We start from the raw sequence: 14,850 nt of genomic DNA on the forward strand, positions 1-14,850 counted from the left end.
CGGTCGCGACGCCTACCTTCTGTAGGAGCTGCCGAAGGCTGCGATCCTTTGATCCCGATCCCGTGCTTGAAACTCAAGCGGATGGAAAAGATCGCAGCCTCGCTTCGCGAGTCAGCTCCTACTCGCGTTCTTCGATCCAGTGGGCCTGAATGGCCTCCAGGATCTTTTCGCCACAATGCTCAGGCATGTCGTCGAAATCGGGCAGTTCCATCACCCATTTACGCAGATCGACGAAGTTGACCGACATAGGGTCCACGTCGGGCTTGCTTTCAGCCAGCTGGATCGCGATCTCCAGCACATCAGTCCACTTGAGTTTCATGACAATTCCTTGAATCAGTGCGGTGCTTCGGCTGCGTGGTTGAGCGAGTACTTCGGAATCTCGACGGTCAGGTCTTCGGTACCGACCTTGGCCTGGCACCCCAGACGGGACTCGCGCTCAAGACCCCAGGCCTTATCAAGGTAGTCCTCTTCCAGCTCGTCAGCCTCTTCCAGCGAGTCGAAACCCTCGCGGATGATGCAGTGGCAGGTGGTGCAGGCGCAGACGCCGCCGCAAGCGCTTTCCATCTCGATGTGGTGCTCATGGGCCAGCTCGAGGATGGAAATACCTGTTTCAGCCTCAACAACCATGCCTTCGGGGCAAAACTTCTCGTGTGGCAGAAAAATGACCTGCGGCATCGTTATTCCTCAATCTCATTCAGGTTGCGCCCCGCCAGCGCGGCTTTCACCGTCGAGTCCAGGCGGCGGGCAGCAAAGGCGTCGGTCACTTGCGACAGACGCTTGGTCTGCTGCTCGATGGCGTAACCATCGGTACCTTTCATCAGTTCGGTCAGTTCCTGCACCTGCATGTCGATGACCAGGCGCTCTTCGGCGTCGAGCAAGCGCTCGCCATCGACCTCCAGGGCAGCCTGCACCGCCTCGATCAGGCGCTGGGCGTCGACCTGCTGCTCGCGCAGTACGCGGGCAACCTTGTCGTCATTGGCGTGCTGGAACGAGTCCTTGAGCATCCTGGCGATTTCGCCGTCGGTCAGACCGTAGGACGGTTTGACCTGGATGCCGGCCTCAACTCCCGAACCCAGCTCACGGGCGGAAACGCTGAGCAGACCGTCGGCGTCGACCTGGAAGGTCACGCGGATCTTCGCCGCGCCAGCCACCATCGCCGGAATGCCGCGCAGCTCGAAGCGCGCCAGGGAGCGGCAGTCGCTGATCAGCTCGCGCTCGCCCTGCAATACGTGGATGGCCATGGCCGACTGGCCGTCTTTATAAGTGGTGAAGTCCTGGGCGCGGGCGACGGGGATGGTGGTATTGCGCGGAATCACCTTCTCCATCAGGCCGCCCATGGTTTCCAGCCCCAGGGACAACGGAATCACGTCCAGCAGCAACAGTTCGCCGCCATCGCGCTTGTTGCCCGCCAAGGTATCGGCCTGGATCGCAGCACCGATGGCTACCACTTGATCCGGGTCGATTTCAGTCAGCGGCTGGCGACCAAAGGCTTCGGCGACGGCTTCGCGAACGCGAGGCACGCGAGTCGAACCACCGACCATGACCACGGCGTGCACGTCTTCCAGTTCGATACCGGAATCACGAACAGCGCGGCGGCAGGCTTTCAGGCTGCGAGCGACCATTGGCTCGATCAGCGCATTGAAGGCTTCGCGGGTCAGCTCGGCTTTCCAGTCGCCATGGGCAACCTCAACGGCCGCAGCATTGGTCAGGGCTTCCTTGGCCGCACAGGCGGTTTGCAGCAAATTGCGTTGCGCACCCGGATCGAGGTCGGCGGACAGACCGGCGCTCTCGATGATCCAGCCAGCGATCGCGTGGTCGAAGTCATCGCCACCCAGGGCGCTGTCGCCACCGGTGGCCAAAACTTCGAAGACACCGCCGGTCAGGCGCAGAATCGAAATATCGAAGGTGCCGCCACCCAGGTCGTAGATCGCGACCAGGCCTTCAGCGTGCTGGTCCAGACCATAAGCCACGGCGGCAGCGGTCGGCTCATTGAGCAAACGCAGCACGTTCAGACCGGCCAGCTTGGCCGCGTCCTTGGTGGCTTGACGCTGGGCGTCGTCGAAATAGGCCGGAACGGTGATCACCGCGCCCACCAGCTCACCACCCAGGGTCGCTTCAGCGCGTTGGCGCAGCACCTTGAGGATGTCGGCGGAGACTTCCACCGGGCTTTTCGGGCCCTGGATCGTGTCGATGAACGGCATGTGCGACTCGCCACCGACAAAGCGGTACGGCAACTGATCACCAAGCTGCTTGACGTCGGACAGACCACGACCCATCAAGCGCTTGACCGACAGCACAGTGTTCAAGGGATCGGTAGCGGCAGCCAGCTTGGCGGATTCGCCCACCTCGACGCGATCGGCGTGGTAGCGCACGGCAGACGGCAGGATGACCTGCCCTTCTGCGTCGGCAAGCGGCTCGGAAAGACCACTGCGCAATGCAGCGACCAGCGAATTGGTAGTGCCCAAGTCGATCCCCACAGCCAGACGACGCTGGTGCGGTTGAGGACTTTGGCCGGGTTCGGCGATCTGCAGTAGGGCCATCGTTATCAGGACTTATCTGTATATCAGGCGTGCGACCGGAGCGGCACTGGGTTAATCGTCGAGGCGCTCTTCCAGCTGGCGCACTTCGTAGGTGAGCTTGTCGAGGAACTGCATGCGCCGCATCAGGCGTTCGGCCTGTTCACGGTGCGCGGCATCGTTCCAGCAAGCTGCGAAGCTTTGGTTCAGTTCATCCTGGGCAGCCTTCAGGCGACGCTTGAAGACGGCAACGCCATTGAGGTCGGCGCTGTCCTGCAGGTCTTCGAGCTCTTCACGCAGCTCCATCTGCTGCAGAAGGAACTCCGGATCATGCACCGTGACCTCCAGCGGCAGCTCGCCACCATTCAAGGCGAGCAGGTAACGCGCGCGCTTGGGTGGACTCTTGAGCGTCTGGTAGGCCTCGTTGAGGCTCGCGGATTGCTCCAGCGCCAACCGCTGCTCACGCTCGGAAGCGTCGGCAAAGCGGTCCGGATGAACACTGCGCGCCAACTCACGGTAGCGCGTAGCCAGCTGATCGAGGTCCAGATCGAAACTCGGTTGCAGCTCAAATAAAGCGAAATGACAAGGAGTACCCACGACAAGCCTCAGATGTTGAAGCTTTCGCCGCAGCCACATTCACCGCGTACGTTGGGGTTGTTGAACTTGAAGCCTTCGTTCAACCCTTCCTTGACGAAATCGAGCTCGGTGCCGTCCAGGTAAGCGAGGCTTTTCGGGTCGATGATCACTTTTTCGCCGTGACTTTCGAACACCTGGTCCTCTGCAACCACCTCGTCGACAAACTCCAGCACGTAGGCAAGGCCGGAACAGCCCGTGGTGCGAACACCCAGACGAATCCCTTCACCTTTGCCGCGCCCGTCGAGGGAGCGCCGCACGTGTCGAGCAGCCGCTTCTGTCATGCTGATAGCCATCGGTGACTCCTTACTCGTCGCCAAAACTCGAAAATCAGATCAAGCCTTTCTTCTGCTTGTAATCGCGAACGGCCGCCTTGATGGCGTCTTCAGCGAGTACCGAGCAGTGGATTTTCACTGGCGGCAGGGCCAGTTCTTCAGCCAGCTGGGTGTTCTTGATGGTTTCCGCTTCGTCCAGGGTCTTGCCCTTCATCCACTCGGTGGCGAGGGAGCTGGAAGCGATAGCCGAACCGCAGCCGTAGGTCTTGAACTTGGCATCTTCGATGATACCGGCGTCGTTGACCTTGATCTGCAGGCGCATCACGTCGCCGCACGCCGGAGCGCCGACCATGCCGGTGCCGACATCAGGATCTTGCGCATCCATCTTGCCGACGTTGCGCGGGTTTTCGTAGTGGTCGATGACCTTTTCGCTGTAAGCCATGATTCTTAATCCTCACTCATCAGAGAGTCGCTCTTGAAGCCCTGAAACCTGAGTTTACAGGGCTGATTGCGGCGACTTGAAATCAGTGTGCCGCCCACTCGATTTTCGAAATGTCGACACCGTCTTTGTACATGTCCCACAGCGGCGACAGAGCGCGCAGCTTGGTAACGGCCTCGCAGACTTTCTGCGCGGCGTAGTCGATTTCTTCTTCGGTGGTGAAACGGCCGAAGGTGAAGCGGATCGAGCTGTGTGCCAGTTCGTCGTTGCGGCCCAGGGCGCGCAGTACGTACGAAGGCTCCAGGGACGCCGAGGTGCAGGCCGAACCGGACGAAACCGCCAGATCCTTGAGCGCCATGATCAGCGACTCGCCTTCAACGTAGTTGAAGCTCAGGTTCAGGTTGTGCGGAACGCGGGCGGTCAGGCTGCCGTTGACGTACAGCTCTTCCAGGTGCTCGACCTGCTTGTAGAAGCGGTCGCTCAACGCCTTGATGCGTGCGTTCTCGGCAGCCATGTCTTCCTTGGCTACGCGGAAAGCTTCACCCATGCCGACGATCTGGTGGGTCGCCAGGGTGCCGGAACGCATGCCGCGCTCGTGGCCGCCACCGTGCATGGTCGCTTCAATACGTACGCGCGGCTTGCGGCTTACGTACAGGGCGCCGATGCCTTTAGGACCGTAGGTCTTGTGGGCGGAGAACGACATCATGTCGACTTTCAGCTTCGAAAGGTCGATCTCGACCTTGCCGGTGGACTGGGCGGCGTCGACGTGGAACAGGATGCCCTTGGCACGGAGCAGTTCGCCGATCGCTGCGATGTCGTTGATGGTGCCGATTTCGTTGTTCACGTGCATGACCGAAACCAGGATGGTGTCGTCGCGCAGTTCGGCTTCGATCATCTCAGGAGTTACCAAGCCGTCGGTACGAGGCTCGATGTAGGTCACTTCAAAACCTTCACGCTCCAGTTGGCGCATGGTGTCCAGGACAGCCTTGTGCTCAATCTTGGTGGTGATCAGGTGCTTGCCTTTGGTGGCATAGAAATGTGCCGCACCCTTGATTGCCAGGTTGTCGGACTCGGTAGCACCGGAGGTCCAGACGATTTCACGCGGGTCGGCGTTGACCAGATCGGCCACCTGACGACGGGCGTTTTCGACGGACTCTTCGGCTTTCCAGCCGAACACATGGGAACGGGACGCCGGGTTACCGAAGTTTCCGTCGACCAGCAGGCATTCACTCATCTTTTGCGCGACACGCGGATCAACCGGGGTAGTCGCAGAGTAATCAAGGTAAATCGGCAATTTCATGGACTATCTCCTAAATCAGGCTGGCTGGCGTGCCGCTAGCTCTCTGGCAGTCATTCGACGGCGGACGCTTCAATCTTGTCCAGGCGTGGCGCCTTGCTGTTGCAACGGCGTTGGTCCTGGCGCTGGGCTACTTCTTGCACCTCACGGCGAGTCACAAGGTCAGCCAAGCTGATACCGCTCAGAAATTCGTGGATCTGCAGGCTCAGGTCACACCACAAGTGGTGAGTCAGGCAAGTGTCACCGGAGTGGCAATCACCCTGGCCCTGGCATTTGGTTGCATCGACCGATTCGTTCACCGCATCGATCACCTGGGCGACCTGGATGCCCTGCATGTCGCGGGACAATTGGTAGCCACCGCCCGGACCGCGAACGCTGGACACCAGGTTGCTGCGGCGCAGCTTGGCGAAAAGCTGTTCGAGGTAGGACAGGGAGATGCCTTGGCGCTCGGAGATATCGGCCAGGGACACGGGCCCGTGCTGCGCGTGTAACGCCAGGTCAAGCATGGCGGTCACGGCGTATCGGCCTTTTGTAGTCAGTCGCATGGACAATTACCACGGAGTTCGGAATGAGGCGAGTATGCAATTCCCGAGTATTTAAGTCAACTATTAGACCTAGTACTTTAGTCGGGATTACCCGCAAAAGAGCGGGCGCATCATAGCAGGGTCTGTGGCGTAATGGCACACCGGTCGGCGCTCTGCCATTGTCTAAATGCGACCTGCGTAGGAGCTGCCGAAGGCTGCGATCTTTTGATCTTGCCCTCTAAGATCAAAAGATCGCAGCCTTCGGCAGCTCCTACACAAAGACATCAGCCAGTCTGCTGACCCTTGTCCTTCACACAGGCAAAGTCTTCTTCGCGCAGTTCAGGCAGATCTTTCGCACAGTAATTGCTGCCCAGATCCTTCAACGCCCCGCACATCCCCTCCAGACGCCCATCGACCGCCTGCAAGTGATCGAGCAACTGGTTGATGGCGCGAGCCACCGGGTCGGGCATGTCTTCAGTCACGCCGTAGGCATCGAAGCCGATTTTCTCGGCCATGGCCTTGCGCTTGGCGTCCTGCTCTTCGTCGGGCTTGACGATGATCCGCCCCGGAATCCCCACTACAGTGGCACCCGGCGGTACTTCCTTGGTCACGACCGCATTGGAACCGACCTTGGCCCCGGCACCGACAGTGAACGGACCGAGCACCTTCGCGCCCGCCCCGACCACGACGCCATCACCCAGGGTCGGGTGACGCTTGCCCTTGTTCCAGCTGGTGCCGCCCAGGGTCACGCCCTGGTAAATAGTCACGTCATCGCCGATCTCGGCGGTTTCACCGATGACGATGCCCATCCCATGGTCAATGAAGAAGCGACGACCGACCTTGGCACCCGGATGGATCTCGATCCCGGTCAACCAGCGGCCGAAGTTCGACACCAGCCGCGCCAGCCATTTCAGGTCAGCGCGCCACAGCATCGCCGACAAACGGTGAATCCAGATGGCATGCATGCCGGGGTAGCAAGTCAGGACTTCAAAAGCGTTACGCGCCGCCGGGTCTCGGTGGAATACGCTCTGGATATCTTCACGCAAACGCTCGAACATCATTAATCCTTCCGCTTAAGGAGCTCACCACGGGCCGCTTTCTGGGTTTCCGTGAGGATGCCACGCAAAATATTCATTTCCGCCCGGCTGACCGAGCTGCGTCCGTACAACCGGCGCAGGCGCGCCATCAAGTGCCGTGGCTTTTCCGGATCGAGGAATTCGATGGCCACCAGGGTCTGCTCCAGATGCTCATAGAATCGTTCCAGTTCGTCCATGGTCGCCAGCTCCGCGCTTTTGACCGAAGCCACTTCTTCCTTCTCGACCTTGCTCGGCTGACCCTGGGCCGCCAGCCAGGACATTCGCACTTCATAACCCAACACCTGCACCGCCGCCCCAAGGTTCAGCGAACTGAACTCAGGGTCTGATGGAATGTGCACGTGATAATGACATCGCTGCAGCTCTTCGTTGGTCAGGCCGGAATCTTCACGACCGAACACCAGGGCGATTTGGGCGCCCTGCCCGGCCTCCTCGACCACTTTCGTGCCGCATTCGCGGGGATCGAGCAACGGCCAGGGAATACGCCGGTCGCGGGCGCTGGTGCCGAGCACCAGGTTGCAGCCGACCAAGGCATCTTCCAAGGTGGCGACGACTTGCGCGTTTTCAAGGATGTCCCCGGCACCGGAGGCACGGGCATCGGCCTCGTGATGCGGGAACTGACGAGGCTCGACCAGCACCAGCCGCGACAGCCCCATGTTCTTCATGGCACGCGCAGCCCCGCCGATATTGCCCGGATGGCTGGTATTGACCAGGACGACACGAATGTTTTGCAGCAAGGGAGGCGCTCTCGAACACAATAATCGGGAGCCGAATCTTACAGCGCTAGCTACCGTTAAGCCATGAAAGCGAACGTCGTCCTTCTCCTGTAGAAACTTTCTGATAGAATGCCCGGCTTTCTTTAACAACCTTAGGTGACACATCCATGCAGCCCATGCTGAATATCGCGCTGCGCGCCGCCCGCAGCGCCAGTGAATTGATCTTCCGCTCCATCGAGCGCCTGGATACCATCAAGGTCGACGAAAAAGACGCCAAGGATTACGTATCCGAGGTGGATCGCGCCGCCGAACAGAAAATCATCGACGCCCTGCGCAAGGCCTACCCGAATCACTCGATCCTGGGTGAAGAGACCGGCATGCACGCCGGCTCCGGCATCGAAGGCGAAGAGTACCTGTGGATCATCGATCCACTGGACGGCACCACCAACTTCCTGCGCGGCATCCCTCACTTCGCTGTCAGCATCGCCTGCAAATACCGCGGTCGCCTGGAACACGCTGTTGTCCTGGACCCGGTTCGCCAGGAAGAATTCACCGCCAGCCGTGGTCGCGGCGCCCAACTGAACGGTCGTCGCCTGCGCGTCAGCGGTCGCACCAGCCTGGACGGCGCCTTGCTGGGTACCGGCTTCCCGTTCCGTGACGACCAGATGGACAACCTCGACAACTACCTGGGCATGTTCCGCGCCCTGGTTGGCCAGACCGCCGGCATCCGCCGCGCCGGTTCCGCGAGCCTGGACCTGGCCTACGTGGCTGCCGGCCGTTTCGACGCCTTCTGGGAATCGGGCCTGTCCGAATGGGACATGGCTGCAGGCGCCCTGCTGATCCAGGAAGCCGGCGGTTTGGTGAGCGACTTCACCGGCGGTCACGACTTCCTTGAGAAAGGCCACGTCGTTGCCGGTAACACCAAGTGCTTCAAGGCAGTGCTGACGGCGATCCAGCCGCACCTGCCGGCCTCGCTGAAGCGCTAAGCTTCCGGCGACAGAAAAAGCACCCTGCGGGGTGCTTTTTTTATACCCGAAATCCCCCCTGTAGGAGCTGCCGAAGGCTGCGATCTTTTGATTTTGTTTTCAAAAAGATCAAGATCAAAAGATCGCAGCCTTCGGCAGCTCCTACGGGGAAATCAGTCATCGCTGATAAAGTTGCGGGCACAAAAAAGCACCCCGCAGGGTGCTTCTTTTTACGCTGAGCTACTTATTGAGCCGGCTCGTTCTGAGACAGGATCAACTTGCCTTCCTTATCCACCGGAATCTGGTTGCCTGGATCACGATCCATGCGCACCTTGCCTTCCTTGCCGTCCAGCGAATAGCGCACGTCGTAACCCACGACCTTGTCGCTGATGTCATTCACCGTATTACAACGGGTCTGGGTCGTGGTGTAGGTGTCACGCTCTTGCATGCCTTCCTGCACCTTGTTGCCGGCGTAACCACCACCGACAGCACCCGCGACCGTGGCGATCTTCTTACCGCTGCCGCCACCGATCTGGTTACCCAGCAAACCACCTGCCAATGCACCGACCACCGTACCGGCGATCTGGTGTTGATCTTTCACCGGCGCCTGCCGGGTGACCGCTACATCCTTGCACACTTCACGTGGAGTCTTGATTTGTGTCTTGACCGGTTCAACGGCTAGAACCTGAGCAAACTCAGGACCGCTTTGTTTAACCAGGCTGTAGGTGGCCACAGCACCCCCGGCAGTTACACCGACAGCACCCAGTACAGCACCAACCAGCATCGACTTGTTCACATGAACCTCCTGGACCATCACATGCGGAACGTGTCCGCGCTTCTCCCAGCCTTGGAGCACAAAAAAAGGCGCGAGTTCAACTCGCGCCTTTTTTGGACTACATCGCTTGAAGACTTTGCCTTCAAGGACGGTCGTCGACTTCCTTCTCGGTATTGGCCGGAGGAATCAGGTCTTCCGTGCTCAGGTTCAGCCAGATCAGCACCACGTTGGCGATGTAGATCGACGAGTAAGTACCCGCCAGAACACCGATGAACAGGGCGATGGAGAAGCCGAACAGGTTGTCGCCACCAAAGAACAGCAGGGCCGCGATCGCCAGCAGGGTGGAGATCGAAGTCGCCATGGTCCGCAGCAGGGTTTGCGTGGTCGAGATGTTGATGTTCTCGATCAGGCTGGCCTTGCGCAGTACACGGAAGTTCTCGCGAACCCGGTCGAATACCACGATGGTGTCGTTGAGCGAGTAACCGATGATCGCCAGTACCGCCGCCAGCACCGTCAGGTCGAAGGTGATCTGGAAGAACGACAGGATACCGATGGTCACGATCACGTCGTGGATCAGGGAAACGATCGCACCGACCGCAAACTTCCACTGAAAGCGGAAAGCCAGGTAGATCAGGATGCCGCCCAGCGCCATCAGCATGCCGAGGCCGCCCTGGTCGCGCAGCTCTTCACCCACCTGCGGGCCGACGAACTCGACGCGCTTGACCGTCGCCGGGTTCTCGCCACCGACCTTCTGCAAGGCCTCGGCTACCTGGTGACCCAGTTGCGGGTCTTCGCCAGGCATGCGCACCAGCAGGTCGGTGGTTGCACCGAAGTTCTGCACGATGGCTTCGTGATAACCCGATTTCACCAGCTGCTCACGCACCTGGGTGACGTCAGCCGGACGCTCGTAGGTCAGCTCGATGAGCGTACCGCCGGTGAAGTCCAGGCCCCAGTTCATGCCCTTGGTGGCAACACTGAACAACGCCAGTGCGGTAAGGAACAATGTGACGCCGAACGCAAAGTTGCGAACGCCCATGAAGTTGATTGTACGTAACATGGCAGCCCCTTAAATCCACAACTTCTTGAAGTCACGACCGCCGAAGATCAGGTTGACCATCGCGCGGGTCACCATGATGGCCGTGAACATCGAGGTAAAGATCCCGAGGGACATGGTCACTGCGAAGCCCTTGACGGGACCTGTGCCCATGGCAAAGAGGATGCCGCCGACCAACAGTGTTGTCAGGTTGGCGTCGAGAATCGCGGTGAATGCCCGGCCGAAGCCTTCGTTGATTGCGCGCTGCACGGTCATGCCGGCGGCGATCTCTTCACGGATCCGCGAGAAGATCAGCACGTTGGCGTCGACCGCCATACCCATGGTCAACACGATACCGGCGATACCCGGCAGGGTCAGCGTTGCACCCAGCAGCGACATCAGGGCCAGCAGCATCACCATGTTCACCGCCAGTGCGACGGTGGCGATGAGGCCGAAGAAGCGGTAGATGGCCATGATGAACAGCGAGACGAACAGCATGCCCCACAGCGATGCATCGATACCCTTGGTGATGTTGTCGGCACCCAGGCTCGGGCCGATGGTGCGTTCTTCAGCGAAGTACATCGGTGCGGCCAGACCACCGGCACGCAGCAGCAGCGCCAGTTCGGACGACTCGCCCTGGCCGTTCAGGCCAGTGATGCGGAACTGAGCACCCAGCGGCGACTGGATGGTCGCCAGGCTGATGATCTTCTTCTCTTCCTTGAAGCTCTGGACCGCCACGTCTTTCTCGACGCCGTTGACCATCTGCTTGGTGTAGGTGGTAACCGGACGCTGCTCGATGAAGATCACCGCCATGCTGCGACCGACGTTCGAACGGGTCGCACGGCTCATCAGCTCGCCGCCGTGACCGTCCAGACGAATGTTCACTTCCGGGGTGCCGTGCTCGCCGAAGCCAGCCTTGGCGTCGGTGACCTGGTCACCGGTGATGATCAGGCCACGCTCGATCAGCGCAGGAGGACGGTTGCCCTCGCGGAACTCGAAGGATTCGGAAGTGGCTTTCGAAGCGCCAGGCTCAGCGGCCAGGCGGAACTCGAGGTTGGCCGTCTTGCCGAGGATACGCTTGGCTTCGGCGGTGTCCTGCACGCCTGGCAGCTCAACCACGATGCGGTTGGCGCCCTGACGCTGGACGATCGGCTCGGCAACACCCAGCTCGTTGACGCGGTTACGTACCGTGGTCAAGTTCTGCTTGATGGAGTATTCGCGGATTTCCGCCAGCTTGGCCGGGGTCATCGCCAGACGCAGCACCGGTTGGCCATTGAGGTCGGCCGGAACAATGTCGAAATCGTTGAAGTTCTTGCGAATGATCGAACGGGCCTGTTCGCGGGTCGCTTCATCAGAGAAGCCCAGCTGAATGGCACCATCGAGTTGCGGCAGGCTGCGATAACGCAGTTTTTCTTTGCGCAGCAGGCTCTTGACGTCGCCTTCGTAGACTTTCAGGCGTGCGTCGAGGGCTTTGTCCATGTCCACTTCCAGCAGGAAGTGCACACCACCGGACAAGTCCAGACCCAGCTTCATCGGGTGCGCGGCGAGGCTGCGCAGCCATTGCGGTGTGGTTTGTGCCAGGTTCAATGCAACGACGTAGTCATCACCCAACGCCTTGCGGACAACGTCCTTGGCCGGCAGTTGGTCTTCAGCCTTGGTCAGGCGAATCAGGCCGCCCTTGCCGTTGGCAGCCAGGGTGGCAGCCTTGACGTTGATCCCGGATTCCTTGAGCGCAGCGCTCACACGATCCAGATCAGCCTGATTGACTTGCAGTGCAGTGCTTGCACCGCTGACCTGAATGGCCGGGTCATCAGGATAAAGATTGGGAGCGGAATAAATCAGACCGACCGCCAGCACCGCCAGGATCAGAATGTATTTCCACAGAGGATATTTGTTCAGCATCACGCCGCCCGTTTATGACGCGGGGCGCCTTGCGCGCCCCGTCGATTGAATATGAAGTTGAAACTTAGATCGCTTTGAGCGTGCCTTTTGGCAGCGTGGCAGCGATGGCGCCTTTCTGGAATTTCATTTCGACGGTGTCGGAAACTTCCAGAACAACGAAATCGTCTGCAACTTTAGTGATCTTGCCGGCGATGCCGCCGGTGGTCACAACTTCGTCGCCTTTCTGCAGGCTGCTCAGCAGATTCTTCTGCTCTTTGGCGCGCTTGGCCTGTGGACGCCAGATCATCAGGTAGAAGATGACCAGGAAACCGACCAGGAAAATCCACTCGAAACCGCCGCCCATTGGGCCGGCAGCAGCAGGTGCAGCGGCGTCAGCCATGGCATTAGAGATAAAAAAGCTCATTTAGCACTCCAGTTGCAAATGTTGAATCTTGGGGTCAGAAAACTCAGTCCAAAGGCGGAACAGGTAACCCGCGTTTGGCGTAGAAGGCATCGACAAAGGCGGCCAATGTACCCTGTTGAATAGCCTCGCGCAAACCAGCCATAAGCACTTGATAATGACGCAAGTTATGGATGGTATTGAGCATGCTTCCCAGCATTTCGCCGCACTTGTCCAGGTGATGCAGATAAGCGCGGGAGAAGTTCTGGCAGGTATAGCAATCGCAGGTCGGATCGAGCGGCGAATCATCATGGCGATGGAACGCGTTACGGATCTTCAGCACACCGGTATCAATGAACAGATGCCCATTGCGGGCATTACGGGTTGGCATCACGCAATCGAACATGTCCACACCGCGGCGCACACCCTCAACCAAGTCTTCCGGTTTGCCAACGCCCATAAGGTAACGAGGTTTGTCAGCCGGCATCATGCCCGGCAGGTAATCCAGCACCTTGATCATCTCGTGCTTGGGCTCGCCCACCGACAGGCCGCCGATGGCCAGGCCGTCAAAGCCGATCTTGTCGAGACCCTCCAGGGAGCGCATGCGCAAGTCCTGGTGCATACCACCCTGCACGATACCGAACAGCGCCGCCGTGTTGTCGCCATGGGCTTCTTTGGAACGCTTGGCCCAACGCAGGGACAATTCCATGGAGATACGGGCGACGTCTTCATCAGCCGGGTACGGCGTGCACTCGTCGAAAATCATCACGATGTCCGAGCCCAGGTCACGCTGGACCTGCATCGACTCTTCCGGGCCCATGAACACCTTGGCGCCGTCGACCGGGGAAGCGAAGGTCACGCCCTCTTCCTTGATCTTGCGCATGGCGCCCAGGCTGAACACCTGGAAACCGCCGGAGTCAGTCAGGATCGGGCCTTTCCACTGCATGAAATCGTGCAGGTCGCCGTGCTTCTTGATCACTTCCGTGCCCGGGCGCAGCCACAGGTGGAAGGTGTTGCCCAGAATGATTTCAGCGCCAGTCGCCTCGATATCCCGTGGCAGCATGCCCTTGACCGTGCCGTAGGTGCCCACCGGCATGAAGGCCGGGGTCTCGACGGTACCGCGCGGGAAGGTCAAACGACCGCGACGAGCCTTGCCATCAGTGGCCAGCAGCTCGAAAGACATACGACAGGTGCGACTCATACTGTTTCCTCTGGGCCCGATTCTTTAGGGGCAGTCGGCGCAGGATTACGCGTGATGAACATCGCATCACCGTAGCTGAAAAAGCGGTAACCGTTGTCCACGGCGGCCTTGTAGGCGGCCATGGTTTCGGGATAACCGGCGAACGCCGAAACCAGCATCAACAACGTGGATTCGGGCAAATGGAAATTGGTGACCAGGGCATCGACCACATGAAACGGCCGGCCAGGGTAAATGAAAATGTCTGTATCGCCGCTGAACGACTTGAGCACGCCATCGCGGGCGGCGCTCTCCAGGGAACGCACACTGGTGGTCCCCACCGCCACCACACGACCACCGCGAGCGCGGCAGGCGGCAACGGCATCGACCACGTCCTGGCCGACTTCCAGCCATTCGCTGTGCATGTGGTGGTCCTCGAGCTTCTCCACGCGCACCGGCTGGAACGTACCAGCACCAACGTGCAGGGTCACGAACGCCGTCTCGACGCCCTTGGCGGCAATCGCCTCCATCAGCACCTGATCGAAATGCAGCCCCGCCGTCGGCGCCGCCACCGCCCCCAAACGCTCGGCGTAGACAGTCTGGTAACGCTCGCGGTCGGCGCCTTCATCCGGGCGGTCTATATAAGGAGGCAGCGGCATGTGACCGACACGGTCGAGCAGCGGCAACACTTCTTCAGCAAACCCCAGCTCGAACAACGCATCGTGCCGCGCCAGCATCTCGGCCTCGCCACCGCCGTCGATCAGGATCTTCGACCCCGGCTTGGGCGACTTGCTGGAACGCACATGGGCCAGCACACGATGACTGTCGAGCACCCGCTCCACCAGGATTTCCAGCTTGCCGCCGGAAGCCTTCTGGCCAAACAGCCGCGCCGGAATCACCCGGGTATTGTTGAACACCATCAAGTCGCCGGGGCGCAAATGCTCCAGCAAATCAGTGAATTGACGGTGTGCCAGGGCGCCGCTGACCCCATCCAGGGTCAACAGGCGACTATTGCGCCGCTCGGCCAGCGGATGGCGGGCGATCAGCGAATCAGGGAGCTCGAAAGTAAAGTCAGCAACGCGCATGATGGGGTGTCGTCTAGCAGGGCCGGGAAGTCTAGCGGAA

General features: G+C 59.9%; 17 protein-coding genes. 1 reads left to right on the forward strand and 16 read right to left on the reverse strand.

The genetic code is table 11. The features are described 5' to 3' along the window. Positions 1 to 118: 118 nt before the first annotated feature. From iscX to trmJ, 10 genes are all read right to left on the reverse strand, one after another. Positions 119 to 319: a Fe-S cluster assembly protein IscX gene (gene iscX / locus ACM6G4_RS14345; protein ID WP_056721260.1), complete on the reverse strand. Its 201-nt coding sequence runs from the start codon at positions 317 to 319 to the stop codon at positions 119 to 121. A 14-nt stretch (positions 320 to 333) separates the two neighbouring features. Beyond that, complete coding sequence (gene fdx, locus ACM6G4_RS14350) at positions 334 to 675, reverse strand: ISC system 2Fe-2S type ferredoxin (RefSeq protein ID WP_007998670.1); 342 nt, start codon at positions 673 to 675, stop codon at positions 334 to 336. Between the two features lie 2 nt (positions 676 to 677). Further along, a complete protein-coding gene (hscA, locus tag ACM6G4_RS14355) occupies positions 678 to 2,540 on the reverse strand; it encodes a Fe-S protein assembly chaperone HscA (RefSeq protein ID WP_414913938.1) in 1,863 nt (620 codons plus the stop codon). A gap of 51 nt (positions 2,541 to 2,591) precedes the next feature. Further along, positions 2,592 to 3,113, reverse strand: a complete 522-nt coding sequence (gene hscB / locus ACM6G4_RS14360) for a co-chaperone HscB (RefSeq protein WP_046040913.1) — start codon at positions 3,111 to 3,113, stop codon at positions 2,592 to 2,594. 8 nt (positions 3,114 to 3,121) lie between these two features. After that, a complete protein-coding gene (iscA, locus tag ACM6G4_RS14365; RefSeq protein ID WP_003227904.1) occupies positions 3,122 to 3,445 on the reverse strand; it encodes an iron-sulfur cluster assembly protein IscA in 324 nt (107 codons plus the stop codon). Positions 3,446 to 3,479: 34 nt separating this feature from the next. Then, complete coding sequence (gene iscU, locus ACM6G4_RS14370; RefSeq protein WP_056721266.1) at positions 3,480 to 3,866, reverse strand: Fe-S cluster assembly scaffold IscU; 387 nt, start codon at positions 3,864 to 3,866, stop codon at positions 3,480 to 3,482. Positions 3,867 to 3,948: 82 nt separating this feature from the next. After that, positions 3,949 to 5,163: an IscS subfamily cysteine desulfurase gene (locus tag ACM6G4_RS14375; RefSeq protein ID WP_414913939.1), complete on the reverse strand. Its 1,215-nt coding sequence runs from the start codon at positions 5,161 to 5,163 to the stop codon at positions 3,949 to 3,951. A gap of 50 nt (positions 5,164 to 5,213) precedes the next feature. Then, positions 5,214 to 5,705, reverse strand: a complete 492-nt coding sequence (iscR, locus tag ACM6G4_RS14380) for a Fe-S cluster assembly transcriptional regulator IscR (RefSeq protein ID WP_003227911.1) — start codon at positions 5,703 to 5,705, stop codon at positions 5,214 to 5,216. Positions 5,706 to 5,968: 263 nt separating this feature from the next. Further along, positions 5,969 to 6,742, reverse strand: a complete 774-nt coding sequence (cysE, locus tag ACM6G4_RS14385; RefSeq protein ID WP_056721270.1) for a serine O-acetyltransferase — start codon at positions 6,740 to 6,742, stop codon at positions 5,969 to 5,971. Between the two features lie 2 nt (positions 6,743 to 6,744). Then, positions 6,745 to 7,515, reverse strand: a complete 771-nt coding sequence (trmJ, locus tag ACM6G4_RS14390) for a tRNA (cytosine(32)/uridine(32)-2'-O)-methyltransferase TrmJ (RefSeq protein WP_414913940.1) — start codon at positions 7,513 to 7,515, stop codon at positions 6,745 to 6,747. 146 nt (positions 7,516 to 7,661) lie between these two features. Between trmJ and suhB the strand changes: the two genes are divergently transcribed. Next, a complete protein-coding gene (suhB, locus tag ACM6G4_RS14395) occupies positions 7,662 to 8,480 on the forward strand; it encodes an inositol-phosphate phosphatase (protein ID WP_008057724.1) in 819 nt (272 codons plus the stop codon). A 223-nt stretch (positions 8,481 to 8,703) separates the two neighbouring features. Here suhB and ACM6G4_RS14400 read toward each other — a convergent pair whose 3' ends face one another. The 6 genes from ACM6G4_RS14400 to queA form a co-directional block, all read right to left on the reverse strand. Then, complete coding sequence (locus ACM6G4_RS14400) at positions 8,704 to 9,255, reverse strand: glycine zipper 2TM domain-containing protein (RefSeq protein ID WP_414913941.1); 552 nt, start codon at positions 9,253 to 9,255, stop codon at positions 8,704 to 8,706. A gap of 121 nt (positions 9,256 to 9,376) precedes the next feature. Then, positions 9,377 to 10,291 carry a protein translocase subunit SecF gene (gene secF / locus ACM6G4_RS14405; RefSeq protein WP_056721278.1) on the reverse strand — a complete coding sequence of 305 codons (915 nt, stop codon included), beginning with the start codon at positions 10,289 to 10,291 and terminating at the stop codon, positions 9,377 to 9,379. Between the two features lie 9 nt (positions 10,292 to 10,300). After that, positions 10,301 to 12,169 (reverse strand): protein translocase subunit SecD, encoded by a 1,869-nt coding sequence (secD, locus tag ACM6G4_RS14410; RefSeq protein WP_056721279.1) that lies wholly within the window; start codon positions 12,167 to 12,169, stop codon positions 10,301 to 10,303. Positions 12,170 to 12,233: 64 nt separating this feature from the next. Continuing rightward, positions 12,234 to 12,572, reverse strand: coding sequence for a preprotein translocase subunit YajC (yajC, locus tag ACM6G4_RS14415; RefSeq protein ID WP_007916913.1), 339 nt, complete (start codon positions 12,570 to 12,572; stop codon positions 12,234 to 12,236). A gap of 43 nt (positions 12,573 to 12,615) precedes the next feature. Beyond that, entirely contained in the window at positions 12,616 to 13,731 is a 1,116-nt protein-coding gene (gene tgt, locus ACM6G4_RS14420; RefSeq protein ID WP_162130301.1) for a tRNA guanosine(34) transglycosylase Tgt, read from the reverse strand. Between the two features lie 14 nt (positions 13,732 to 13,745). Then, entirely contained in the window at positions 13,746 to 14,810 is a 1,065-nt protein-coding gene (gene queA / locus ACM6G4_RS14425; protein ID WP_414913942.1) for a tRNA preQ1(34) S-adenosylmethionine ribosyltransferase-isomerase QueA, read from the reverse strand. Between the last annotated feature and the right edge of the window lie 40 nt (positions 14,811 to 14,850).

The organism is Pseudomonas sp. IT-P258 (genome assembly GCF_949767825.1).
Lineage (GTDB): Bacteria > Pseudomonadota > Gammaproteobacteria > Pseudomonadales > Pseudomonadaceae > Aquipseudomonas > Aquipseudomonas monachiensis.

What these genes read in the sequence shown, in the direction of transcription:
- iscX (WP_056721260.1), bottom strand. Translation starts at nt 319, where the DNA reads ATGAAACTCAAGTGGACTGATGTGCTGGAGATCGCGATCCAGCTGGCT.
- fdx (WP_007998670.1), bottom strand. Translation starts at nt 675, where the DNA reads ATGCCGCAGGTCATTTTTCTGCCACACGAGAAGTTTTGCCCCGAAGGC.
- hscA (WP_414913938.1), bottom strand. Translation starts at nt 2,540, where the DNA reads ATGGCCCTACTGCAGATCGCCGAACCCGGCCAAAGTCCTCAACCGCAC.
- iscA (WP_003227904.1), bottom strand. Translation starts at nt 3,445, where the DNA reads ATGGCTATCAGCATGACAGAAGCGGCTGCTCGACACGTGCGGCGCTCC.
- iscU (WP_056721266.1), bottom strand. Translation starts at nt 3,866, where the DNA reads ATGGCTTACAGCGAAAAGGTCATCGACCACTACGAAAACCCGCGCAAC.
- ACM6G4_RS14375 (WP_414913939.1), bottom strand. Translation starts at nt 5,163, where the DNA reads ATGAAATTGCCGATTTACCTTGATTACTCTGCGACTACCCCGGTTGAT.
- iscR (WP_003227911.1), bottom strand. Translation starts at nt 5,705, where the DNA reads ATGCGACTGACTACAAAAGGCCGATACGCCGTGACCGCCATGCTTGAC.
- cysE (WP_056721270.1), bottom strand. Translation starts at nt 6,742, where the DNA reads ATGTTCGAGCGTTTGCGTGAAGATATCCAGAGCGTATTCCACCGAGAC.
- suhB (WP_008057724.1), top strand. Translation starts at nt 7,662, where the DNA reads ATGCAGCCCATGCTGAATATCGCGCTGCGCGCCGCCCGCAGCGCCAGT.
- secF (WP_056721278.1), bottom strand. Translation starts at nt 10,291, where the DNA reads ATGTTACGTACAATCAACTTCATGGGCGTTCGCAACTTTGCGTTCGGC.
- secD (WP_056721279.1), bottom strand. Translation starts at nt 12,169, where the DNA reads ATGCTGAACAAATATCCTCTGTGGAAATACATTCTGATCCTGGCGGTG.
- yajC (WP_007916913.1), bottom strand. Translation starts at nt 12,572, where the DNA reads ATGAGCTTTTTTATCTCTAATGCCATGGCTGACGCCGCTGCACCTGCT.
- tgt (WP_162130301.1), bottom strand. Translation starts at nt 13,731, where the DNA reads ATGTCTTTCGAGCTGCTGGCCACTGATGGCAAGGCTCGTCGCGGTCGT.
- queA (WP_414913942.1), bottom strand. Translation starts at nt 14,810, where the DNA reads ATGCGCGTTGCTGACTTTACTTTCGAGCTCCCTGATTCGCTGATCGCC.